Annotated in this window: 22 protein-coding genes; 10 read left to right on the top strand and 12 right to left on the bottom strand. The window is 41.6% G+C overall.

Annotated elements, in window-relative coordinates; translation table 11 throughout:
• On the bottom strand, window positions 1-319 hold a 319-nt coding region (locus L2764_RS12990), incomplete at its 3' end, for a transposase (RefSeq protein ID WP_248940686.1).
• 187 nt (window positions 320-506) lie between these two features.
• On the opposite strand from L2764_RS12990, the gene L2764_RS12985 reads away from it, so the two are divergent.
• Together L2764_RS12985 and L2764_RS12980 are read left to right on the top strand one after the other, a co-directional pair.
• Window positions 507-776, top strand: coding sequence for a type II toxin-antitoxin system TacA family antitoxin (locus L2764_RS12985; protein WP_248940685.1), 270 nt, complete (start codon window positions 507-509; stop codon window positions 774-776).
• A complete protein-coding gene (locus L2764_RS12980; protein ID WP_248940684.1) occupies window positions 773-1,318 on the top strand; it encodes a GNAT family N-acetyltransferase in 546 nt (181 codons plus the stop codon). Before L2764_RS12985 ends, L2764_RS12980 begins: the two co-directional genes overlap by 4 nt.
• 182 nt (window positions 1,319-1,500) lie before the next feature.
• Here L2764_RS12980 and glyS read toward each other — a convergent pair whose 3' ends face one another.
• Window positions 1,501-3,573 (bottom strand): glycine--tRNA ligase subunit beta, encoded by a 2,073-nt coding sequence (glyS, locus tag L2764_RS12975; RefSeq protein WP_248940683.1) that lies wholly within the window; start codon window positions 3,571-3,573, stop codon window positions 1,501-1,503.
• 11 nt (window positions 3,574-3,584) lie between these two features.
• Complete coding sequence (gene glyQ / locus L2764_RS12970; RefSeq protein ID WP_248940682.1) at window positions 3,585-4,490, bottom strand: glycine--tRNA ligase subunit alpha; 906 nt, start codon at window positions 4,488-4,490, stop codon at window positions 3,585-3,587.
• Window positions 4,491-4,738: 248 nt separating this feature from the next.
• Here glyQ and L2764_RS12965 point away from each other — a divergent pair, with 248 nt between their 5' ends.
• Together L2764_RS12965 and L2764_RS12960 are read left to right on the top strand one after the other, a co-directional pair.
• Complete coding sequence (locus L2764_RS12965; protein WP_248940681.1) at window positions 4,739-5,017, top strand: hypothetical protein; 279 nt, start codon at window positions 4,739-4,741, stop codon at window positions 5,015-5,017.
• A 203-nt stretch (window positions 5,018-5,220) separates the two neighbouring features.
• Window positions 5,221-5,784, top strand: coding sequence for a DNA-3-methyladenine glycosylase I (locus tag L2764_RS12960; RefSeq protein WP_248940680.1), 564 nt, complete (start codon window positions 5,221-5,223; stop codon window positions 5,782-5,784).
• Window positions 5,785-5,912: 128 nt separating this feature from the next.
• Here the strand turns inward: L2764_RS12960 and L2764_RS12955 are convergent, their stop codons facing one another.
• Window positions 5,913-9,137 carry an amidohydrolase family protein gene (locus L2764_RS12955; protein WP_248940679.1) on the bottom strand — a complete coding sequence of 1,075 codons (3,225 nt, stop codon included), beginning with the start codon at window positions 9,135-9,137 and terminating at the stop codon, window positions 5,913-5,915.
• Between the two features lie 295 nt (window positions 9,138-9,432).
• The gene (gene tusA, locus L2764_RS12950; RefSeq protein WP_248940678.1) at window positions 9,433-9,681 is read right to left on the bottom strand and encodes a sulfurtransferase TusA; all 249 of its coding nucleotides are present in this window, start codon (window positions 9,679-9,681) and stop codon (window positions 9,433-9,435) included.
• 450 nt (window positions 9,682-10,131) lie between these two features.
• Between tusA and L2764_RS12945 the strand changes: the two genes are divergently transcribed.
• Entirely contained in the window at window positions 10,132-11,055 is a 924-nt protein-coding gene (locus L2764_RS12945; protein WP_248940677.1) for a hypothetical protein, read from the top strand.
• 115 nt (window positions 11,056-11,170) lie between these two features.
• Entirely contained in the window at window positions 11,171-11,344 is a 174-nt protein-coding gene (locus tag L2764_RS12940) for a hypothetical protein (protein WP_248940676.1), read from the top strand.
• A gap of 18 nt (window positions 11,345-11,362) precedes the next feature.
• Here L2764_RS12940 and ybaK read toward each other — a convergent pair whose 3' ends face one another.
• The 3 genes from ybaK to L2764_RS12925 form a co-directional block, all read right to left on the bottom strand.
• The gene (gene ybaK / locus L2764_RS12935) at window positions 11,363-11,830 is read right to left on the bottom strand and encodes a Cys-tRNA(Pro) deacylase (RefSeq protein WP_248940675.1); all 468 of its coding nucleotides are present in this window, start codon (window positions 11,828-11,830) and stop codon (window positions 11,363-11,365) included.
• Window positions 11,827-12,288: a GNAT family N-acetyltransferase gene (locus L2764_RS12930; RefSeq protein WP_248940674.1), complete on the bottom strand. Its 462-nt coding sequence runs from the start codon at window positions 12,286-12,288 to the stop codon at window positions 11,827-11,829. Before L2764_RS12930 ends, ybaK begins: the two co-directional genes overlap by 4 nt.
• A 120-nt stretch (window positions 12,289-12,408) precedes the next feature.
• Window positions 12,409-14,448 (bottom strand): oxidoreductase, encoded by a 2,040-nt coding sequence (locus tag L2764_RS12925; protein WP_248940673.1) that lies wholly within the window; start codon window positions 14,446-14,448, stop codon window positions 12,409-12,411.
• 147 nt (window positions 14,449-14,595) lie between these two features.
• Here L2764_RS12925 and L2764_RS12920 point away from each other — a divergent pair, with 147 nt between their 5' ends.
• Window positions 14,596-15,645 carry an AraC family transcriptional regulator gene (locus L2764_RS12920; RefSeq protein ID WP_248940672.1) on the top strand — a complete coding sequence of 350 codons (1,050 nt, stop codon included), beginning with the start codon at window positions 14,596-14,598 and terminating at the stop codon, window positions 15,643-15,645.
• Window positions 15,646-15,726: 81 nt separating this feature from the next.
• Here the strand turns inward: L2764_RS12920 and L2764_RS12915 are convergent, their stop codons facing one another.
• The 4 genes from L2764_RS12915 to fadB form a co-directional block, all read right to left on the bottom strand.
• Window positions 15,727-16,950 carry a kynureninase gene (locus tag L2764_RS12915; protein ID WP_248940671.1) on the bottom strand — a complete coding sequence of 408 codons (1,224 nt, stop codon included), beginning with the start codon at window positions 16,948-16,950 and terminating at the stop codon, window positions 15,727-15,729.
• Window positions 16,951-16,965: 15 nt separating this feature from the next.
• On the bottom strand, window positions 16,966-17,718 hold the full coding sequence (locus L2764_RS12910) for a tryptophan 2,3-dioxygenase (protein WP_248940670.1): 753 nt from the start codon (window positions 17,716-17,718) through the stop codon (window positions 16,966-16,968).
• A gap of 197 nt (window positions 17,719-17,915) precedes the next feature.
• Complete coding sequence (gene fadA, locus L2764_RS12905) at window positions 17,916-19,079, bottom strand: acetyl-CoA C-acyltransferase FadA (RefSeq protein ID WP_248940669.1); 1,164 nt, start codon at window positions 19,077-19,079, stop codon at window positions 17,916-17,918.
• 21 nt (window positions 19,080-19,100) lie between these two features.
• Window positions 19,101-21,251, bottom strand: coding sequence for a fatty acid oxidation complex subunit alpha FadB (gene fadB / locus L2764_RS12900; protein ID WP_248940668.1), 2,151 nt, complete (start codon window positions 21,249-21,251; stop codon window positions 19,101-19,103).
• Window positions 21,252-21,542: 291 nt separating this feature from the next.
• Between fadB and L2764_RS12895 the strand changes: the two genes are divergently transcribed.
• From L2764_RS12895 to L2764_RS12885, 3 genes are all read left to right on the top strand, one after another.
• Window positions 21,543-22,499 (top strand): hypothetical protein, encoded by a 957-nt coding sequence (locus L2764_RS12895; protein WP_248940667.1) that lies wholly within the window; start codon window positions 21,543-21,545, stop codon window positions 22,497-22,499.
• Between the two features lie 162 nt (window positions 22,500-22,661).
• On the top strand, window positions 22,662-23,981 hold the full coding sequence (gene pepQ / locus L2764_RS12890) for a Xaa-Pro dipeptidase (protein WP_248940666.1): 1,320 nt from the start codon (window positions 22,662-22,664) through the stop codon (window positions 23,979-23,981).
• A 137-nt stretch (window positions 23,982-24,118) separates the two neighbouring features.
• Window positions 24,119-24,733: a YigZ family protein gene (locus L2764_RS12885; protein ID WP_248940665.1), complete on the top strand. Its 615-nt coding sequence runs from the start codon at window positions 24,119-24,121 to the stop codon at window positions 24,731-24,733.
• The last annotated feature ends 13 nt before the right edge of the window (window positions 24,734-24,746 follow it).

Raw genomic sequence — 24,746 nt, 5'->3', positions numbered from 1 at the left:
GTTTCAGTGATAATGCTGAAATACCGACTTTTGATTGAGTAATTAAATGAACACTTAAAAACCAGATGGTTAATGGCAATTTTGAATGTTCAAATATTGTATTTGTTGTCAGCGATGTTTGATGGTGACAACGATTACACTGGTAAATTTTTCTCGACTTTAAGGAGCAATAGCTTTGTGAAGAGCATTCAGGGCAAATAAAACCTGTAGACCATTTCCAATTAAAAAGAGCTTCGATACATTGCTCTTCAGTGCCATAGTTTTTGAACAATGCTAATAAACTATATCCAAACTGGTGTTGAACTTTACTTTTAGCCATAACCATTTCTCCACTCAAAGCCTTACTTTAACTATAGTTCAGTTTTAGTAGCTTATGGCTGAGACTTGTCGGTAATCAGGTAAAGTTATAAATCACATCCGTACTTGTTCCGTACGATTTGATCTTTGGTTGTTTAAAATATATACTCAAGTTGATTACGGAACTACTCCGTACGATTGGAGGTTTTATGGCAACGGCAAGACTGGACATCCGTTTGGATGAAGAAATTAAAGCGAAAGCGGAGAAAGCGTCGGCTTTACTGGGGTTAAAAAGCTTAACTGAATATGTTGTTCGTCTCATGGACGAAGATGCAACTCAGGTTATTGCTGAGTATGAAAGTATTACGGTTGAAGCCAATGTATTCGATCAATTTATGGCGGCATGTGACGACGCTAAATCACCGAATAAGGCGTTGCTTGACGCGACATCCTTTACTAAACTGGCCGAGTTTAAGTGAGTTATTCCAAGGTTTTCGAAGAGTTGGATAAATCACAGCATGATAGAGCATTATTTGACTGTGGCGAAAAAGAGCTAAACGATTTTATTCACACTCAAGCCGCAAAACATATGCAAGCAGGTATTAGCCGTACGTTATGTTGTGGGTTTGGGGTTTTACCCGCTTCTGTGCCATTACCGAATCAAAAATACCCAATCTGCTCGTTTTATACTATTGCGCCAAGTTCAATTAGTCGCGATACCTTGCCACAATCGATGGCTAAAAAATTACCACGTTATCCCATTCCTGTTTTTCTTTTAGCTCAACTTGCCGTTCATAAAGTGTTTCATGGAAGTGGACTAGGAAAAGTCAGTTTAATTAAAGCATTGGAATATCTTTGGGAAATTAACGCTCATATGAGGGCTTATGCCATTGTTGTTGATTGTTTAACTGAACAAGCAGAGTCATTTTACGCAAAATATGGTTTCGAGATCCTTTGTGAAATCAATGGTCGTGTCAGAATGTTTATTTCGATGAAAACGGTTGGTCTGTTATTTGTCTAGTTCATTTACTTCGTTTAGTTTTCTTCAGCATGGTTTTATATCAGTGACATAATAAAAAAGCCCAGATGATTATCTGGGCTTTGGTTCTTTCTATTAATACGCAGAGGCTCTCTATTTACACGCTGAGGGCTCGTTTTTTATGATTAAAAGCGAGTCCTGCTACTGATTAACCTTACTCTTTATCAGCCCTGCAGTAGGGAGATATCGGCGACGTGTAAAAACTCATTGCGTAGCTGAGTCAGTAAGGCTAGACGGTTATTTTTTAGCGCGATGTCATCTGACATTACCATGACATCTTCAAAGAAGGTGTCGACGCTGTCGCGAAGGCCTGCTAGTAAGCTTAAGGCTTGTTGGTAATCACCCGCGGCAAACAAAGGCGTTAGCTGTGGTTGTAATGTCGCAAGCTGTTTTGCTAGCTCAATTTCAGCTGCTTCTGTGAGCAGACTTGAGTCAATAACCGTCGATACAACGCCTTCGGCTTTCGCCAAGATATTAGACACCCGTTTATTCGCTGCAGCGAGAGAGGCGGCTTGCTCTAAGGCTCTAAAGTGCGTAACAGCTTGAATACGACTATCGAAATCGGTGGGTTTGCTGGGGCTGCGAGCCAGTACTGATAAAATGACATCAACATTGATGCCTTTATCTTGATACCAAGCTCGGAAACGTGCCATAAAGAATTCAAGGACTTGATCGCTGGTTTTGTCATTACTGAGGTTTGTGCCATGTAGCGCTTGCGCTTTGGCTATGAGCGTTACTAAATCCAGCGGTAACTTATTATCGACAATAATGCGTAAAATACCGATGGCGGCCCGGCGAAGTGCGAACGGATCGGCGGCGCCTTTAGGGGCTTGACCAATACCGAAAATGCCCACTAAGGTATCGAACTTTTCAGCTAGCGCTAACGCAATGCTAACGGGGCTCGTTGGCACTGTATCGCCTGAGAACTTAGGCTTGTACTGGGCTTCAATTGCCTCGGCGACGGCTTCTGTTTCACCATCGAGGCGAGCATAGTGCATGCCCATGGTGCCTTGAATATCGGTGAACTCCATAACCATGTTACTCATTAAATCCGATTTTGACAGTAATCCGGCACGAGCGGCGTCTGTTTCATTGGCATTAATGAGCGGCGCAATAAAACCTGCCAGCGCAGATATACGTTCGACTCGTTGTTTTAAGCTGCCCAGTTGCTTTTGGAATACCACGTTTTCTAAACTTGCCAGACGTGACTCAAGGGTTTGCTTTTTGTCTGTCTCAAAGAAAAATTCGGCATCGGCTAAACGAGGGCGAACCACTTTTTCATTACCTGAAATAATTTGTTGTGGATCTTTCGACTCGATATTAGTCACAAAGATAAAGTGGGGTAAAAGTGTCCCTTTGTCATTAAAAACAGGGAAATACTTTTGATCGCCTTTCATGGTATAAACTAAGGCTTCGGTGGGGACGTCTAAGAATTTTGCTTCGAAGTTTGCCGTTAATACCACCGGCCATTCTACCAGTGAGGTGACTTCTTCGAGTAAGTCATCTTCAAGATCGGCCACACCATTGATTTTTAAAGCGGCGGCTTGGGCATCGGTTTTAATGATCTGTTTACGGACTTCATAATCGGCGAGGACTTTACCTTGCTCTTTTAGGGCATGCAGGTAGTTATCTGCATGATCGAGTTCAAAGCTGGATTGTCCCATGAAGCGATGACCACGAATGACGCGATTAGATTGTATGCCTAATAGCTCGCCTTCAATGATATCACTGCCAAGTAGCATGGTGACCGTGTGCACTGGACGAATAAATTGCGTCTTATTACTGCCCCAGCGCATAGGCTTAGGAATAGGCAATTTATCGAGTGCGCGCTGGGCCATCGCTGGTACGAGGGACTTTGTTTCAACGCCGACGATTGAGGCTTTATGTAATAGCCATTCACCTTTGTTAGTCACAAGCCGCTCGGCTTGCTCAACGCTAATGCTATTACCACGCGCCCAACCTTGTGCCGCTTTGGTTGGATTACCTTCGCTGTCAAAGGCTTGTGCGATAGCGGGACCTCGTTTTTCAACCACTTTATCTTGTTGCGCCGTGGCTAAACCTTGAATAGAGAAAGCGAGACGGCGCGGGGCGGCGTACCATTGGCTTGATTCAAAGCTTAATTGGGCTTTGTCCAGTTCTTCTTTGAAGTTATCCAAAAAAGCGCTGGCTAATTTGCGCAGTGCCTTTGGGGGGAGTTCTTCTGTTCCTACCTCAATGAGTAAGTTTTGAATGTTCATTTATGTGACCTCTACTTACACATTGGGAAGCCTAGGGCTTCTCGGGCTTGATAATAAGACTCTGCAACACCTTTAGCCAATGCGCGGACACGTAAAATATAACGTTGGCGTTCGGTGACTGAAATAGCATGGCGGGCATCGAGTAAGTTAAAGGCGTGAGAGGCTTTCATTACTTGCTCATAAGCGGGCAGTGGCAGTGGTTTTTCCAGTGCTAACAATTTTTGGCAGGCTTTTTCACAGTCATCAAAAGTGCGGAATAACACCTCGACATCGGCATGTTCAAAGTTATAAGTCGATTGTTCGACTTCATTTTGATGGAAAATATCCCCGTAAGTGACGCGTCCCATTGGGCCATCAGTCCACACAAGATCGTACACACTGTCGACTTCTTGAATATACATGGCAAGGCGTTCTAAGCCATAGGTGATTTCACCGGTAACAGGGCTACATTCTATGCCGCCAACTTGTTGGAAGTAAGTAAATTGAGAGACTTCCATGCCATTGAGCCAGACTTCCCAGCCTAAGCCCCATGCGCCTAGGGTAGGGGATTCCCAGTTATCTTCGACAAAGCGAATATCATGAACTTGTGTATCAACGCCTAGGGCTTCGAGTGAGCCTAGGTACAGTTCTTGAATATTATCTGGCGACGGTTTTAACACCACTTGAAATTGATAATAATGCTGTAAGCGATTTGGGTTTTCACCATAACGGCCATCTGTTGGGCGACGACACGGCTGGACGTAAGCGCTGCTCATTGGTTCTGGGCCTAATGAACGTAAGAACGTTTGAGGGTGGAATGTACCTGCGCCTACTTCCATGTCTAAGGGTTGTACTATTGCGCAACCTTGTTGCGCCCAATATTCTTGCAGGGTAAGAATAAAGCCCTGAAATGTTTTTACGTCGTGTTTGGTCGTCATTGTTGCTGCGCCAGGCCTTAAGAGAAAATGGCACTGATTATACCCTATGTCGGTTATTTTTTACCAGATATGAAGGTGGGCTATTTAAATGGAATATTGACTCAAAAGTTTCATTGATGCTTTAACATTATCGAGGAGTGTAAAGGCTCATATTCGATAAGGCTTACAGATTGCATATAAATCCCTTTCATTAGAACTTAAAGTTACTCTATAAACCTCATGAACCTTCTATAATTAAGGTATGGTTAGTGATGCAAGGTATAACCATTATGTTTAGTTTTAAGTGTTGTAAGTTCATCAAGGCAATGAGCAGAGTTAATAAGTATTGCTGTAAGCATAAGTGGTTTTTATCTAAAAACAAATTGATGTATGGCAATGATGCTTTTACCGAATTATTTAATCTTCCTCAGGAGTTGAATGCTGATGAGCAACCTGTAGAAAAAGAAAAAGAAAAAGAAAAAGAAAAAGAAAAAGAAAAAGAAAAAAGCGATGAACATGTAGGCCGTGGCAATGAAATACCAGATTAAACGACTCAACGTTTTAAGGAGCTTATTTTGCCGTAAGGTTTCAAGTTTCTTGTTACTGTGTATTGTTCAGGGGACTTTTTTATCTCTTTTTTAGTTTGTCTTTTCACCTTTTATCTCTAAGCCTTCCTTTTTATTTTTCACCATTTAGGTTACCTTCAATTTTTGCTACTTTAATACTCGGTATTTTTAATCAGGAGCAAAGAATGGATGTGCAACGGTGTCTATGGGTCAGTCAAGATCCACAATATCTAGAATATCATGACAAGGTTTGGGGGCGACAGGTTTATGATAGTCAGGAATTATTTGCAAAATTGTGTTTAGACGGCCAGCAAGCGGGATTATCTTGGTTGACGGTTTTAAAAAAACAAGCCAACTATGAAGCAGCATTTGCTCAGTTTGACCCCGCTAAAATTGCCTTATTTGATGAAGTAAAAGTAGAAGCTTTAATGCAAAACTCAGGCATTATCCGTAATCGTTTAAAAGTGAATTCAATTATAAAAAATGCCCGTGCTTATATGGCATTCACTGGTGGGGGGAATGACTTTTCAACTTTTTTATGGGATTTTGTCGGGGGTGAGGTGAGACACAATGCCTTTGTTCACGGCTCTGAAATTCCTGCGCAAACCAATGAGTCAGAGGCCATGTCTAAGGCATTAAAGAAACTGGGCTTTAATTTTGTCGGTCCAACGATTTGTTATGCCTTTATGCAAGCAGTGGGGATGGTGAACGATCACACCTTAGATTGTTTTTGTTATAGCGAAGGCTAGTTTGACACGTTTATTCATATCCTGAATATGGGTATAAAAAAGCGGATGTTCCACGTGGAACATCCGCTTTTTTTAGGGGCTTCACCTCTAACTGTTGTTAGAGAAAGTCCTCATTGATTACTGCGTGTTTATTTCTCGAAATAGAAAGGCTGACGTTGCACTTCATTATCTTTATTAATTTGGTTCATGGTTTCACTGTTATATAGTTTGCCATTAACCATGGTGTAAATCACTTTATCGGTGGTACGGATATTTTTGAGGGGATCGCCATCAATCACAATCACATCAGCCAGCTTACCAGTTTCAATAGAGCCAATTTGTTTATCCATACCAAAAGTCTTTGCAGGATTAATCGTGGCCGTTTTCAGTACATCGAGGTTATCCATACCGCCTTGGGCAAACATCCACATTTCCCAATGGGCTGCTAAGCCTTCACGCTGCCCATGTGCGCCGATATTAGGGTGAATGCCGACATCACTTAGCTGTTTAGCAACTTTCGCGACAGCAAAGTGATTGTAATGTTCATCGGGTGCTTTTGTACGGCGCATAGAGCGAGCATTAAGAATCTCTGCTGGCACATATTGAGATAGTCTAGGGTGACTCCAGACATCGGTTTTATCATACCAATAATGCTCACCTGAAATACCGCCGTAGGCTACCACTAATGTTGGGGTGTATCCCACTTTAGTTTGGCTCCAAAATTGCTCAATATCTTGATAAATTTTGGCAACGGGTAGAGAGTGTTCAACCGTGGTATGGCCGTCGGCGACCATCGTCAGGTTATGTTGTAATAAGCTCCCTCCTTCTGGCACCACCATCATTTCAAGCTCGCGTGCTGCAGCAATGATTTGTTGGCGCTGATCGCGTCTGGGTTGGTTGTAGCTTTTGACACTAAAGGCGCCGACTTTCTTCAAGCGCTCGAGATGAAACTTAGCATCATCGAGTGAATCAACATGCGAGGTGTAGCCGGGCAAGTTTGCGCCATAGAGAATAGTACCGGTTGAGAAAATGCGGGGGGCTGTAATTAAGCCTGCTTTTTGTTGTTCTGATGCGGCAAATATTTCAGTGGTGTCATTGGATGGGTCATGTATGGTCGTGACCCCCAAAGATAAGTTTGAATATTGCTGCCAATTTTGTTGAGGAATGATTTCATCTTCTGCTTGAGCGCCATGAGCATGAGCATCAAATAAGCCTGGCATTAAGGTTTTCCCGCTAATATCGATAACCTGTGCATCACTTGGAATGTCGATATTACGGGCTTTACCCACTTCAACAATATGATTGCCTTTAACGATAACGGTGCCATTTTCGATGACCTTGTCACCCTGCATGGTTATTATTTTCCCACCGACAAAGGCAATTGTTCCACGTGGAACATCGGCTTTTTGCGTGAAACCTAATGCTGTAATCGTCGGTTCTATCGGCTTAGCATCGGCATCAGGCTTAGTGTAGCGATGATCAACATTGACTTGGTATAGCTCGGGGCCAAGGGTCCAGTAGACTTGCTGGTTATTGCTACTCCAGCTAATCCTTTCACCTGCTCGTATACTTAATTGTCTTACCGGAAGGTTGGTCGCTTTGGGGCCGATGTCGATGGTTTCGGCATGTTTTGCAAAAGGGGTGATCCAGACTTTAAAGCGTTCGGCAAATGCTAGCTCTTTACCGTTCGGTGATATTCTAAATTCGGTGGCATGTTTACTGGTGTAATGCACCTTTTTATCAAAACCGTCTAAGTTTATTGAAGAAAACTCAGGTGTCTCCCCCGTTGAGTCCATAAAATAGACCCTATCTGAGCTGGCCCCAAATTGAGGTTGATGACCTTGAGTGATGATTTTTTTGGCTTGTTTGGTGCTGATATCGAGACGATAAAGTCCGGTGTTTTGTGACCACATCGGCGAGGTAAGGTGACCTCCTTTTACTTTACGATAGACAATGAACTCACCATTGGGTGCGAAAGTGGGTTCAACATATTTCCCCGGTTCTTGGGTCAATGTGGTGATTTTTTGCATGTGTAGATTAAGTAGATGGATCTTGCCTTGCTGTTGATCATCCCAAGTGGTGAAGACAATTTTTTTACCGTCTCTGGACCATTGAGGATAAAGCTCTGTTAATTTTTCATCCTGTTTAAATTTGTCATCAAATATGGTGAGTCGAGACTGCTTGCCATTGCCGAGATCTTTTAGCCAAATTTTACCTAAAGCTTCAAATATCACTTGTTTTCCATCCGGCGATATCTGTGCCATGCGTAGCATTTTTACATCAAATTCATCTACATCGATATTTTGCTCGAAGCGTACAGCGGGTTGAATCGCACGCTCAGCTTCAACACGAAAGGGGATAATTTGAGTCTTACCTGAATCAATGGCTAATTGATTGATTTTACCGTTAGCCCAAAACACGAGATGGTTGTTATCGGGCGTCCAGCTCATGTGAGGATAGACACCATGAATGGCCCAAGTCTCTTGCATATCTCGGTCGAGCTTATCATATAGGTTATCAGTTTTTCCCGACGCTAAATCGAGTAAATATAAGGATGATTGAAAGCCATCGCGTTTGATATAGGCAAGCTTCTTGCCATCAGGGCTAGGTGTTGGGCGTATAGCGCCACCAGTGCCTTCAATGAGAATATCAATATCACCGGTTTGGGTATCATAGCGTTTGATTTTATAAACGCCTTTCACTGAATCTTTAGAATAGTGAAATGTTTTACCTGGTGTGGCGTCTTGACTGAAGTAGATGTAGCGTCCATCAGGTGAATAAGCGGGTTCACCTAAGTCTTTTTGTTCATTAGGTCGCTCTGTGAGTTTTACTCCATCGCCACCGGCTACATGATAAAGCCAGACTTCACCCGCTCCTAAACTGCGACTGCCAGTAAAGTGTTTGCGGGCAACAAGGTACTTTGAATCTGGGCTCCAAGCGGGGCTATTGAGCAATTGAAAGGTTTCAGTCGTAACAGGGTGTTTGTCGCTACCATCGGCTTTCATTAGCCAAATATTGTCACCACCATCTTCATCAGAAGTGAAGGCTATCCACTTTCCATCAGGGCTATAAGTGGGCTGCATTTGCCAGGCGATACCGCTGGCGAGGACTTTGGCTTTCCCGCCAGTGATCGGAATTTGGTATATGTCACCGAGTAAGTCAAAAACGATGTTTTGACCCTCTGGACTGACACTGACATTCATCCAAGTGCCTTCATCAACATTGATCTTGATGTGTTCTAAGGGAGCGTTTTCTGGTGCGTTAACCTGCCATTTTGTTGTTTCTTCTTCATCGGCAAAACTGGGAGTATGGATACCGAGTTGTAGACTGAATGCGATTGCGAGACTTATGGGAGCCAATCTTTTTTTTATCATAAAAACCATCGTGACAACTTGTTTGTTTGAGGTTATTTATCGCATAAAACCCTTAACATTAATACCCAAGAATTGTTTCAATTTATTTGGATGAAGGAAAAACTGTTGGTTTAGCATCTGCGGGATAATGATGAGGAATTGTGCTATTTTATTTTTTATAAAAGAGGGGGGGGGGATTGATTTATTGAAAATAGGTATTTTTAGTCAAGAAAACGAAATGAGAAGAGAAATTTAATATTGAGCGGTTACTCATTCATTCGATGGTAGCCTAACGTTGGACTACCAGTGAAAAAGTTTACACGCTGCCTTTTTTAATGAGGTAACGGTAGGGTAATACTGATGTGTCGCTAGCAATGAGGGTGTGGTCCATAAACTCACAAAAACTGGGAATATCACGTGTGGTTGCAGGATCATCAGCTATGACTAGTAACGTTTCTCCATTACTCAGGCGACGCACAGATTTTCTTAGCATCATAACGGGCTCTGGGCAACGAAGTCCCAATGCATCGAGTTGATGTTGCGCTGTCTTGAAGGTGTCACTCATCGTGTATTTATCGCCTAAATCAATTGAAGGGAAGATTTTACGCTAGCTGGATGTTTTTTCCAAGTATTGATAATAAAGTTGCGATCAGGTTAGCCTTCTTAGTGTTGGTTTTATTTCGAATGGGTTTGGGTTTGGGACTGGGTGAGATGGGGATAGTAGTGTTCCACGTGGAACATTTGTGTTTCTTATGAGTCGATAAATTAAGTGTGAAATGTTTAATTTATAATGCATATTGCATTTCTGACGCTCATTTGATTAACTTTAAGTTCTGATTTTAAACATCAACACTCCATACTTATCGTTATTTTGTTGTTTTCTGTATTATTTGTGATGAAATGCTTTTTATTTACCCGTGTTCTATATAAAATCTCGCGTTTTGTAAGTTTCATCAAAAATAATATGCATATCTCCAATATTAAATCTATCACATTCTTTTTGTCACTGTTGTTCGTGACATTGTTTTCTAGTTCCTTTGTTTACGCTTTGCCAGAAACCTGTAGTTACTCCGAAGTGATGGATAATCAAGAAATTGATAAAGCACAGATAGCGGCCTGTCCAACCCAATGGTTATCTCGGGCCATTTCTCGATTTGTAAAAAAGCAATATTGGCAAAATCAGCCTACACAGTCCTTTGCCGATTTAGGGGAGAAAATTTCATTGGTCAGTTTTTTCAATGAAGATCTTTTTTTGAATACCTTGGTGAAATCAAATTCAAATGATCCAGTGTTCAAAAATTTTATTGAGTTAGATTTGCAAAAAGGCTTAGGCAGCCGCTGTGGTGCAATGCAACAAAAGCGAATTGATACCGAAATGGCTGCCGCTGGACTCACATTACCAAAGCCTATTTTTCAAAGCTGTGATGAATATCAAAACCTAATTTCTCAAGATGAGCAGCGTTTACAGGACAAAATTAATAGCTTGTATCCCAAGTACTTTAGGGTGTTTTCATGTCGAGGTCCTTATTTAATGAGAGGGGATTTTGGCAGCATTGGCTTAGTGTTAAAAGACGCGGTATTTCAACGAGCGACAATGACACTTTCAGGGAACTTAACAGAAGGGAAACAGACGAGTTCGATTGAGTATTTGAGAAATGCTGAATATGATGAGCTGAAAGCGATTTATGAAGCACATGTGTGGGGGCCGTTAACCTTTAATGATTTTCATTCTGTGCTGGTTCCTAAGGGACAAAAAGAAAAAATTCGTGCTGTGTTAGTGAGTAATCATCATGATTTATTGGCTGAAAATGTGATTGAGTATGAGATAGAAGCGCTGCAAGGTCAGAGAAAATTCGGTAGTTATGAATATGATAAAAAATTCTCATTAACGGGTCATTACTTTTTAGATGATGATGGGATCTGTAAAAATCAGATGTAATCCTTTTATCTAAAAATTGCATCTGAATTCAGGTTATTGAGTGACGACAGCTACAATGACATGAGACTAAAAGGGGTTATCTCATGCCATCATTTGATATTGGTATAAGGTGAATATGGAAGAGCTAGGTTTTATATCCGGCTTGAGCTTTTTTCAATGGTGCCTGCGCGCAAAAAATATATCAGTACAGGGCTCTAGCCTTGAAGGGCGCACTTACTTAAATCATCATTTGCCTTCGACATTGCCTGTCTATATGGATTTGATTAATGCCGATATTATTGCAGAGTAAACACTTAGTGAATATGGATTATAATGTCAATATTGCCCATTTAGCTTGAGTGACACCGTATAAGTCATTTGGGCTAAGTTCAATATCGAGCCCTCTGCGCCCACCACTAATATAGATGCTACTGAGTTGGCAGGCTGTACTGTCGATAAAGGTTGCTAATGATTTTTTTTGGCTGATAGGGCTAACGCCACCTAATACATAACCAGTGCTGCGCAGTACATCTTGTGGTTTGGCCATATGGGCTTTTTTGGTGTTAGCGGCTTTGGCGAGTTGTTTTAAGTTGAGTGTTGAGTTGACGGGAATGATGGCGACGACTAATGCGGCATGATCAATTTGAGCCACTAAGGTTTTAAATACATATTGTGGCTCAACACCGATTTTTTCAGCGGCGTCTAAACCATAGGACTGGCTATTGGGACTGCGTTGGTATTCATGCAGCTTAAAAGAGATATTTTTCTTTTTTAATAAATTGATGGCGGGGGTCATAATACCTTTTTCATCACAAGTACATCGACATTTTTATAGTTGACTCGCTCAATAGACTGCCAGCCTGATTGTGCATAAAGGCCACCGCTATGATCTTCTGTTTGAAGGTATAAATGGGATACTTGGTAGTGTTTTGCGAGCGCTATCACCTTATCGATGAGCTGTTTAGCGATGCCTTGGCCTCGATAAGGTTTATCAATATAAACACCGCCTAACCAATGTTCTTTGTCAGGATAAATGCTCATTTCATGAAATTTAAGTTGCGCCGCGCCTAAGAGTTTGTCCTTTTCCATCGCAAGCACAATCATAGGGAGTTTATTTCGATTAAGGTAATCTGTTAATTTGAGTTCCAATGCCTTTGTGCTGCGGCTTTCACCTATATCCCCCCACTCGTCACTGTACCATTTTGCTATTTTAGGGATATATTCAGCTTTATCCGCGAGTAAGTGTAATTCCATTTATGGGACTTATTTTTAATAAGGGACACTAAGGGATAACATGTTCCATAGTTTAAATACAGTGAATTAATGGTTTTATTCACCATGTCTTTAAAGTCGACATGGTGAATATTTGTATTGCTATAGTCTTGCTGCCAATTCACTGCCTTGTTTAATGGCACGTTTGGCATCAAGCTCTGCAGCCACATCAGCGCCGCCAATTAAGTGAACACTTTGCTTGGCGTTTTCTAATTGGTTTTGCAGCTCTCTTAAAGGCTCTTGGCCTGCACAAATGATCACATTGTCGACATCGAGTACTTGTGATCCACCTGCAATGTTAATATGAAGGCCTGCATCATCGATTTTTTGATATTCAACACTATTGAGCATGTTCACTTTTTTAGCGGCGAGTCCCGCTCTATGCACCCAGCCCGAGGTTTTTCCAAGGCCTGCGCCGACTTTGGTGGGTTTGCGTTGCAATAGATAAACATCACGACGGGTAGTTGCAGGTTTTGCAGGTATTAAGCCGCCTCGATGTTCCATTTTTAAATCGACGCCCCACTCACGCATAAAAGTATCGATATTTAAGCTGGCGGATGTGGCAGTATCATGGTCGTGGGTTAAATATTCTGCGACATCAAAGCCTATCCCGCCTGCGCCTATGATAGCGACTTTTTGTCCTACGACTTTTTTATGTTGCAAAACATCAAGATAATTAATCACTTTTGAATGATTGATCCCTTCTATGTCGGGCGTGCGAGGTTGAATACCTGTTGCCAGTACAATATCATCGTAGCCTTGCTCAATGAGCTCTTTTGCAGTGACGCGTTTATTCAGTACTGTTTCAACATTCAGTTTGGTTGTCATGGTTTTGAAATAACGTAAGGTTTCAAAAAACTCTTCTTTACCCGGTATTTGTTTGGCGATATTAAATTGACCACCCACTTCAGTTTTGTCATCAAATAAGCTCACACTGTGGCCACGCTGAGCAGCAACGGTGGCAAAAGCCAGTCCTGCGGGCCCTGCTCCCACTACAGCGATCCGCTTACTGACAGGTGCTTTGATGTAAACGAGTTCGGTTTCATGACAAGCTCTAGGGTTCACCAAACAGGTGGTGAGTTTCATACTAAAAGTATGATCTAAACAGGCCTGATTACAGCCTATACAGGTGTTGATTTCATCGGATTTATTCGTGGCGGCTTTATTGACAAATTCAGGATCGGCTAAAAATGGGCGGGCCATTGAGACCATATCGGCATGACCTTGTGCTAAGACCGATTCGGCAATTTCAGGTGTATTAATACGATTAGTGGTGATTAATGGGATAGAGACTTCACCTTTGAGCTTTTGAGTCACTTGCGTGAAAGCAGCTCGGGGCACTTTGGTGACAATAGTGGGGATTCTGGCTTCATGCCAGCCAATACCGGTGTTAATAATGGTGGCGCCTGCTTGCTCTATGGCTTTAGCAAGTTGAACCACTTCTTGCCAACTGCTGCCTTTTTCGATGAGATCCAGCATCGAGAGGCGGTAAATAATGATAAAGTTCGGACCAACTTTTTCTCTGACTTGACGCACAATTTCAACGGGGAAGCGGATCCTGTTTTCAAAACTGCCGCCCCATTCATCATCTCGCTGATTGGTACGCTCAACGATAAATTGATTAATTAAGTAACCTTCAGAGCCCATGATCTCGACGCCATCATAATGGGCATATTGGGCAAGACTGGCGCAATGAACAAAATCGCTAATTTGTTTATGCACTTCCTCGCCAGTGAGTGCACGCGGTTTAGCCGGATTGATAGGCGCTTGAATAGCTGAGGGGGCAACGGGCTCTTTACTGTAAGCGTAACGGCCAGCATGTAAAATTTGCATACAAATCTTACCGCCAGCCTCATGCACCGCTTGGGTGACTTGTTTATGTTTTTCAGCTTCCGTTATGGAGTCCATCTTGGCGCCGCCTTGAAACACCGCGCCCTCTGGATTAGGACCTATTCCGCCAGTAACAATAAGGCCGACGCCACCTGTGGCTCGCTCAGCAAAGTATGCCGCCATACGAGTGAAGCCATTGGGGATTTCTTCTAAGCCGGTATGCATTGAACCCATCAAGACGCGATTTTTTAATTGTGTAAACCCGAGATCTAGCGGGGTAAGTAAATGTGGATAAGGACTGGTTGTGGACATGCTTCACTCGATAATCTGTTTATTATTTTTACTTAATTTAGCGAGAAAAAAACATTCAAACAAGATAGTCTAGCTACAATTTATTATCTTTAGTTAGCATTTTTGTTTTTTCTATTGTTAATTTAAACGTGTTTGAGGTAAGTATTTGTGAGCGAGATTAAAATCGGTTTGGGTGATATTTCGGTTAATTTTTTACAGCAAATGGTGTTTACTGTGACTCAGTTAGGCTTTGATTTAAGCCCTATTTTAGATAAATATAATGTATATATTGAATCGCTTGCGGCCCATAACGGCAGGATTGCTATACCTAAATATATGCGGATAGGCTTTGATGCCATTAAACTGACTCAGCACACCGATTTAGGGCTTAAAATGGGACTTTGCAGTGGCTTTCATTATTATGGCATGTTGGGGTTTGCCAGTATGGCGGCTAAAAACTTGGCTGATATGGCCAGTCTATTTGCTGAATATGAAATTTTATTGAGTCATAACATTCATGGTCAGTCCCATTTTAATGTGTCAACCGCCACTTTATCTTTTTATTCGATTGCACCTTATAATCAGTACAATTTTTTTGTCGTTGATTCCGTATTAGCCAGTTGGTATTGTTTATTCAAGTCTCGTTTTCGTTATTTATTTGCCGAAGGTGAGCTGTGTCAGTTTGTGAAAACTATCCATATTGAATACCCTAAACCCATTAATTACGCTGTTTATGAGCAATTCTTTCGATGTCCGGTGCTATTTGGCTCTAGCTTCAATGGATTCGTTTTCAAAAAGAAATACTTAACTCTCCCATTAAGAGACGCCTGTGATGCCAGTTTTTTATTGGCTAAAGCGCTGTGTGATACTGAAAAATGTCGATTAGTCGGTAATCAAAGCTGGCAAGTTAAAGTGGCCGATACCATTAGTCAGCATTTGGTGGGCAGAATGCCAAGCATTGATGAAGTGGCTACATTACTAGGCATTACACCTTGGACATTAAGACGACGTTTATATCAAGAATCCACCAATTATCAAACCTTAATGGATATAACCAGACGGGATGTCGCATTAAGTTATGTGCGTGAAACGACTCTGGCATTCAGTGAAATCGCTTATCTGTTGGGGTTTTCAACTCCCGCGGCGTTTTATAAAGCCTTTAAACGTTGGATGGGAGTGACACCTAAACATTATCGTAAAAATTATATTAATCATTAATAATTTAGATGTAAGTTAGTGCTTACTATTTTTTGTTGGTTATAACCAGTATCCACAGAGCTTAACTTATGCACTGTGTTGTCAACCTGCTTTGCTTACCGAGTGGGATCGCATTTTATTATCGATATACTCAATCATTTCCAATGTTTTATCCAGTTGAGCGTTACTCACATAAGGGGCGGGACCGAGTCTAAGCTGATTGCTACGGCTGTCGCATAAAATATCATGTTTAGCCAGTTCAGCGACCCAAGTTTGTGCTTGAGGTGTGGTGAGAGATAAAAACCCGGCGTTATTTTCAATGCCGTGTTGCGGCAAGGCAAGGACATTTGGGTTTATCGATTGTATACCAGTATAAAGCGTATTGACTTGCACTTGATTGATTTGCTGCAGGGTTAAGTCGGTTAAGGCTTGGTCTGCAAAAAAATCAAATACGGCCGCGGCGCGATAGTGACTGGCGGGATCGTAGGTCGAGCCAGAAAAAGCAGCTTGTCCCATACTATAACCGACGGAGGAGGATTGTTTATCTAAGCTTTCAAATTCAGCGAACCAGCCCGTAATAAGTGGACTACCATGATAGTTTTTTGGGATCCGCATGAAGCAATTACCTTCACCTGCTTGGCAATATTTATAGCCGCCACCAATGACAAAAGCCGAATTTAACTGCCAATCATTGAGGTTAAATGGAATGACATTGAGAGCGTGATATGCATCGACTAAGCAAGGAATTGATAGGCTGTCGGCAGCCTGAGCCACTTGACCAATATTATTAAAAACTTCACTGTTTGAAAAAAATACCGCAGAAAGCATGACGGCATCCGTTGTCTTGTCGAGTCGTTCGATGATGCGGGTTGCCAGTGTTTTACTTGGGATTACGGAGACTTTTTCAATGATAAAATGAATATCTTGCAGTCTATCGAGTTGCCGACGCATCGAATGAAACTCACCATCAGTGGTGATAATTTTAATCGGTCTGTGTGGTTTTTTTACTTTTAATTGAGCTAAGTCTGACAAAAATCGTAAAATGAGCTCATGCGTCGAGGCGGCTAAGGTTATTTCTCCATTAGGCTCGCCGAGCAAGTTAAGGTAGAAATCTTTTACTCTGTCAGCTTTTTTAAAGGCTGTTTGCCATTTATCATCGATGTGTAAGGCGGCATCGTCAAAGCTGGCCAGTAACCCTTGCTTAGCGACATTAGGCCAAGCTTGATGAGAATGGCCCGATAACAAGATGCGACTCTCAACGTTAAAGTCAGAGTAGTGGGGTTGTAATAGATTGCTGGATGGCAATCGGGCTTTATTATTAAGCATAAGGCTATCGACTCATTAAAGTTTGACGCGGATGTTCCAAAGACTGGGGAAAAGAGGTTTAAATAAGGTTTTGGTAAGATACTCAGCACCACTAGAGCCGCCAGTTCCCATTTTTGAGCCAATGGTTCTTTGTACCATTTTGACATGGCGGTAGCGCCATTCTTGTAATCCCTCATCGAGATCGACTAACAATTCGCAGACTTGTGAAAGAGGGAAGTTATATTGATATATTTCAATAAGAAGAGATTCTAATTCATCGTCTTGAATACTGGGGGCGATTTGCCAATTGGGATTGATTTTATAATTTTCGGTTGCCAATAAAGATAAAAAGTCACTCCAAACGGAAGGTTCTTCTAATCTTTTAAGCAGTTTTTGTTTGCTCTCTTCATCATGAATGTGGATTAAATTTTCACGTTTATAGCCAAGAATAAATTCAATCTCTCTAAATTGAGCGCTTTCAAAGCCACTGGCGGTATCGAGTCTATTGCGAAAACTTTTAAACTCCATAGGGGTCATGGTTTCTAAAATATCTACTTGACCAACCAAGGTTTTTAAAATAGTTAAGGTACGTTTTAAGGTGTGTAATGTTTTAGGAATGTTACCTTTTACCAAACTTTGTTTGAGGAAATCTAATTCATGTAATATTTGTTTAAACCACAGCTCGTAAGTTTGATGAATAAGAATAAACAGCATCTCATCATGTTCTTCCGATTTGGGCTGTTGCAGTGTTAGCAGTTCATTGATTTTAAGATATTCAGGGTAGTTCATTTCATTATTATTATTATTGAGTGTTAGTTAAATGTTCCATATTTATTGGATAATGCCAATAGGTGAAATGATAAGAGGGAAGAGGTGTGCTGTAACGATTTCTGAACTGCGATGAAGAATGAGTTGGGCTGATATTAAAATAAAGCCAATCTGATTTAGATTGGCTTACGGTTCTAATGGAGGCTTAATATGGTGAGTTATACTCTTTCAAATACAGTGGCAATACCTTGGCCTAGACCAATACACATGGTGGCCAAGCCTAATGTTGCATCTTTGCTTTCCATCAGGTTGATGAGCGTCGTAGAAATACGCGTACCAGAACACCCCAATGGATGACCGAGTGCTATAGCGCCACCATTAAGGTTAATTTTTTCATCAACCACATCCATTAAGCCAAGATCTTTAACGCAAGGTAAAGATTGCGCGGCAAACGCTTCATTGAGCTCAATCACATCGAGATCGCCAATGGTGATACCGGCACGGGCTAAGGCTTTTTGTGTTGCTGGAACCGGGCCGTAACCCATGATTGCCGCATCACAACCGGCAACAGACATAGAGCGAATACGCGCTCTTATCGGCAAACCGAGTGCACGAGCTTTAGACTCTTCCATGACGAGCATCGCTGAAGCGCCATCGGATAATGCCGATGAACTGCCCGCAGTGACGGTGCCGTTAATAGGGTCAAACGCAGGGCGTAAACCTGATAGAGACTCCATTGTTGTTTCTGGGCGGATCACTTCATCATGCTGTACTTTAATGAGTGCACCTATTGCATCATGGCCTTCAATGGCATGGATCTCATTGTTAAATCGACCTTCGATGGTTGCAGCATGAGCCCGTTGATGAGAACGGACTGCAAACTCATCTTGCATTTGACGGCTGATCCCATGCATTTTACCGAGCATTTCAGCAGTGAGTCCCATCATGCCTGAGGCTTTAGCGACATTGTTGGCAAGACCGGGGTGAAAATCCACACCGTGGCTCATAGGAACATGACCCATATGCTCAACACCACCGACGATAAATGTGTCGCCCATGCCTGTCATTATGGCGCGAGCGGCTTGATGCATCGCTTCCATTGACGAACCACAAAGGCGATTAACGGTGACGGCGCCTGCTTGTTTAGGGATCCCAGCTAACAAAGCGGCGTTACGGGCAATATTAAAACCTTGTTCTAATGTTTGTTGTACACAACCCCAGATGACATCTTCAATGGCATTAGGATCGAGTTGTGGGTTACGCACCAACAAAGCTTTCATCAATTCAGCAGATAACGTTTCTGCGCGAACATGTCTAAAAACTCCGGCCTTTGAGCGGCCCATGGGAGTACGAATGCAATCTACTATAACGGCTTGTTTCATTATTTTATTCCTTCCCACTTATTAGGCTTGGTAATAGCTACCGTTATTGGCTGCCAATTCACGCATAGCGTCTGTGACCTGATAGAGGCCACCTAAGTGAGCGTATTTATCTGCCAATGCGACAAAGTTGGCAACACCTATAGTATCAAGATAACGGAAGACACCTCCTCTAAAAGGAGGGAAGCCAACGCCATAGACTAGACCCATGTCCGCTTCAGCGGGTGAAGCGATAATACCTTCTTCTAAACAACGTACCGTCTCGATGATCATTGGGATCATAGTACGGGCAATAATTTCATCATTCTCAAATGTTTTAGTATCACCAAACGCAGCGTTTAATAATTCATAACTGCTTGGATCAACGTCTTTCTTCGGTTTACCACGGCGATCGACTGAATAAGCATAGAAGCCTTTGGTATTTTTCTGCCCTAGACGATTGTTATTAAATAAAACATCAACCGCATCGGTGCCTGTTTTCGCCATACGATCGGGGAAGCCTTCAGCCATAACAGCTTGAGCATGATGCGCTGTATCTAAACCGACAACATCCAGTAAATAAGCAGGACCCATTGGCCAGCCGAATTGTTTTTCCATGACTTTATCGATAGCGCTAAAATCTGCACCATCGGCTAATAAGCCATTAAAGCCGGCAAAGTAAGGGAAAAGTACCCGGTTAACGAAGAACCCGGGGCAGTCATTAACCACAATCGGGGTCTTACCCATTTTACTGGCGTAGGCGACGACTGAAGCGATTGTTTTTTCACAACTGTTTTCACCACGAATGACTTCGACTAATGGCATTTTGTGCACTGGATTAAAGAAGTGCATGCCGCAGAAGCGTTCTGGTTTTTTAAGGTTTTTGGCCAGTAAATTAATTGAAATTGTTGAAGTGTTTGATGTCAAAATAGTGTCATCTGCCACGTGTTGCTCTACTTCGGCTAACACAGCGGCTTTAACTTTTGGATGTTCAACAACCGCTTCAACAATAACATCAACGCCTTTTACAGCTGCATAATCGAGGGTTGGTGTAATGTTATTGAGTACTTTAGCCATTTTTTCTGGCGTTGAACGACCACGTTTTATTTGAGTCGTTAACAGCTTAGAGGCTTCATTTAAACCTAGATTTAAGGCGGGTTGAGCGATATCTTTCATGATAATGGGGGTGCCTTTACTCGCACTTTGATAGGCGATACCGCCCCCCATGATCCCTGCACCTAATACTGCAGCCTGATTAATGTTTTTTGCTAGTTTTCCTGCTTTCTTTGCTTTGCCTTTAACAAATTGGTCATTTAAGAAAATACCAATCAGTGAGTTAGCGACATCGGTTTTAGCCAGTTGCAAGAAAGCGTGATGTTCTATTTTTAGTGCATCAGCACGGTTACTTTTCGAGGCTTGCTCAACCACATTAACGGCTGCCATTGGCGCTGGATAATGCTTACCTGCCACTTTAAACACCATGCCTTTAGCGGTGGTAAATGACATTATCGCTTCTAATTTTGGGAGATTGAGTGCGACTTGTTTTTTAGCTCGGCGAGCTTGCCAGTCGAGTTTTTCTGCTAAGGCATCTTGTAGCATTTGAAGCGCAGCTGTTTTAAGTTGCTCTGGGGCTACGATAGCATCAATAGCACCCACACTGAGTGCTGCCTCAGGGCGGTGCTCTTTACCTGTGGTGATCCATTCTAATGCATTATCGGCACCAATAAGACGCGGTAAGCGAACAGTACCACCAAATCCTGGAATAAGCCCTAATTTAGTTTCGGGTAAGCCAATACGGGCATTGGTATCGGCTATACGGAAATCGGTAGCGAGGATGGTTTCACATCCGCCACCTAATGCGAAGCCATTGATCGCTGAGATGGTTGGAAAAGGAAGATCTTCTAATTTATTAAAAATGGCGTTGGTTTTTTCAAGCCAAGCAATAATGTTGGCGTCATCTTGGGCGAATAAGCTTAGAAACTCTGTGATATCAGCACCGACAATAAAAGTCTGTTTAGCTGAGCTCAAGTACAGTGCCTGAATGTTTGAATGTTGCATGATGCTATCGAGTGCTGCATCAAATGATTCGAGTGTTTCTTTATCGAATTTGTTTACCGAGCCTGGTGCATCAAAGCACAGGTGTGCGATATTACCCTCAAGTAACTCAACTTGAATTGTAGGACTTTGGTAGATCATTGCTTGCTTCCTTTTTGCTTTAGAGCCACTCCCGCATATTAGATTCATTTAATTGTGGGAATGATCTTCTATCTCACAGCAGCTTCGGCCATCATTTGACCACTTCCCTCCAGTGTGCTTAAAAAAAGAAAAAAATACAACACCCAATTTAAACGTATGTTTGATTTATGTCTGTGAAGTGAAATTTCCATGCTTATTCGATTGACCCATTTCACGGTTTTTTACATATAGCTTATTGATGTTCATCTATACTTCTTAGCAATATTTAGATACAAAAATCAGGACGTTTTTATGTATAGATTGATATTGCTAGTGTCTTTGATGACCCTAAGTTTGATGGGGGTTGCTGATACTGATGTACTAACTGGAAAAAAAGAGGCTGTTCAAAAAGAAAAGCAATTCGCGCCTTTCACGGGGCCATTAAGTATCCTCAATGTGCAATTTCACCAAGCCTATAATCAAGCTGTCATCGCTGAGGTTGCCCAAATCAAAGCGGGAAAAATACCCGTTATGATTATGTCGAGTGGTTATCTTACTTTCTATTTTCAAGGTATTAGACGTCAAGTTAAGGTGGTACCTGATTTATACCATGAAATCAAAGCCGTTGATCATATGGTGTTAGGCCTTTATGTGTTTTTAAGTCGTTTAAAGGAAGGACCGTTATCTACTGAAATATTGCAGTCTATTCAATCTAAGAAAGAGGAAATTGAAAGGGCATATAAAGATTTTCAGCCTGAAATTAAGTTAGATTTTCAGGTTAGAATACTTGAACAATCTTTAAATTACCTGAATTCATTGCTCAATGATAAGTTATACAATCTTCATGGGTTACTCTCTTATATTCAATCAATGAGAACGGCACTAGAGGCGTCTTTTTTATTGGCTGCAAAGAGCCAATTAGATTTGATGCACCAATATGTGAGTCAATGGAAAAAAAATATGTCTGCAACGGATTGGTCTGCATTAAAAGTGGTTGTTTGTGCTTCTCATCAACCTCGATATGGGGAGCTAAGCTATAGTTATTTTTCTCGATTACTTGATGAAAAGCCTACTGTGGGTGCATTAGGTGAAGATCAAATTATTTATTCCGAATCGAGATATTCTGAAGATGAAGCGCTCAGTTTGTTAGCGAGGCATATTATCGATCAACAAATTTCTCAAACATTTTTCAACGATCGTTTTAGAATGCAGAGAGATTTGTTTAATGATGTGACTGAGTCCTATTTAAATGAAATATTACCTATGTAACTCATCACTCTGATGATCAAGATATTGAGCTTTACATGCTTGTTTGTAAATAAAAATCGATCTCCGTGTTAAACTGATGGTTGCTTACCTTTACGCGTTAAGTTTAGGGATCACGCTGTACTCAATTTTTTATATTACATTGGTTAAAATAGGATAATAATTATGAATTTACTCGCCCAGTACTACCCTGAACATGTGAAATTATTGAATCAAAGAGTGGCAGAGATTGTTTCAAGGGAGGCTATTGCGGGGTTAGTGATCCATTCTGGTTGCCCACAGCGTCAATTTTTAGATGATATGGATTATCCTTTTAAAGTAAATCCTCACTTTAAAGCATGGTTACCTATTATTGATAACCCTCATTGCTGGTTGGTGGTTAATGGTACTGATAAACCGACACTCATTTTTTATCGACCTGTGGATTTTTGGCATAAGGTGGCGGATTTACCCGATGCATTTTGGTGTGAACATTTTGATATACAGGTGCTGACAAAAGTTGGTGATGTAGATGCTTTATTGCCAAAAAATCGTAAGTCGTGGTCCTATATTGGTGAACATATCGATGTTGCTTCAGAGCTGGGTATGACATCACATAACCCTAGTGCGGTGATGAATTATCTACATTACCATCGCACGGTCAAAACGGAATATGAACTCGTATGCATGCGTGAAGCGAACCGTATTGCGGTGACAGGACATCTGGCGGCCAAAAATGCCTTTTATCATGGTGCTTCAGAGTTTGAAATCCAGCAAGAGTATTTATCTGCAGTCGGGAAAACAGAAAATGAAATGCCTTATGGCAATATTATTGCCTTAAATGAAAATGCCGCTATTTTACACTACACTGGACTTGCTCGCCAAAATCCTGATCATCGACATTCTTTTTTAATTGATGCTGGTGCACAATTTCATGGGTACGCATCTGATATTACGCGTAGCTATTCTTTTGAAAAGAATATATTTGAAGAGCTTGTGGAACAAATGGATCACCTTCAGCGAGCTATTGTGGATATGATGGCGCCGGGAGTTAATTATGTGGATTTACATTTAGCTTGTCATGATAAAATCGCTCAACTATTACTTGATTTCAAGTTGGCATCGGGCGATAAACAAGGCTTAATCGAACAGGGGATTACACGGGCTTTCTTCCCACATGGGTTAGGTCATATGTTGGGACTTCAAGTTCATGATGTGGGTGGTTTTTTAAGTGATGATATCGGGACACATATAGCCTCTCCTTCTGCGCATCCATTTTTACGTTGTACACGCACATTAGCCGTCAATCAAGTGCTAACTATTGAACCGGGTTTATATATTATTGATTCATTATTGTCTGAATTAAAGCAAGATAAGCGCCAGTCTCAGGTGAATTGGGATTTCATTGCACTATTGCGTGATTTTGGCGGAATACGCATAGAAGACAATGTTATTGTTCATCGGGACTGTAATGAGAATATGACCCGAGAGTTGGGTTTGAATTAATCTTATATTCTAATCCATTGCGTTATATACTCACATTAGCAGGGTCTTGAATTTTTAGATCACTTGGGCATACATGGCCATTTTCAACGATAAAGTCGAAATGGCTTTTATTTTCTCGTCATGACTTAGGTGACAATGTGAGTGAGCGTTATTTAATCCCGTCTGTAGAGTGTGTTGTGGAAGAAGAAATTAAACATAGCCGGTTCATTTCAATCTTATTTCATTGCCCAGAGCCTCAAATGATGAAAACCCAATTGGCAAGCATTAAACACCTCTATCCGGGGGCAAACCATTACTGTTATGCATTTGTTTGTGGTGAGCCTAAATCGACTTTATCTTCAGGATTTAGTGATGATGGGGAGCCGTCTGGCAGTGCTGGAAAACCCATGCTTGCCCATCTCCAAGGTTGTAATATTGGGGAAGTGGGTGCCATTGTGGTACGTTATTTTGGTGGAACAAAATTGGGGGTAGGTGGCCTTGTTCGTGCTTATAGTTCAGGTGTTAGGCAAGGATTAAAGACCATTGAAACGATGACAAAGCAATTACGTTACCCCGCTTTTCTAGAGTGTGAGTATGGACAATTAATCGATGTGGAATATTTTTTATCACAATATGATGCCGTTATCGAAGATAAGCAGTTTACTGATAAAGTAAAAGTATCGTTTGCGATTGCGAAAGCGTTTAAACATGATCTTAATCGCGATTTGGCGACTATAAGCCAAGGTAGTTTGGTTGCGGATTTTTCTCATTAATATAAGAAAACAG

The organism is Shewanella surugensis, from assembly GCF_023284005.1.
GTDB classification, from domain to species: Bacteria; Pseudomonadota; Gammaproteobacteria; order Enterobacterales; family Shewanellaceae; genus Shewanella; species Shewanella surugensis.
Note: the sequence above shows the minus strand (reverse complement) of the source record. Positions and strands in the feature narration are given on the sequence as shown.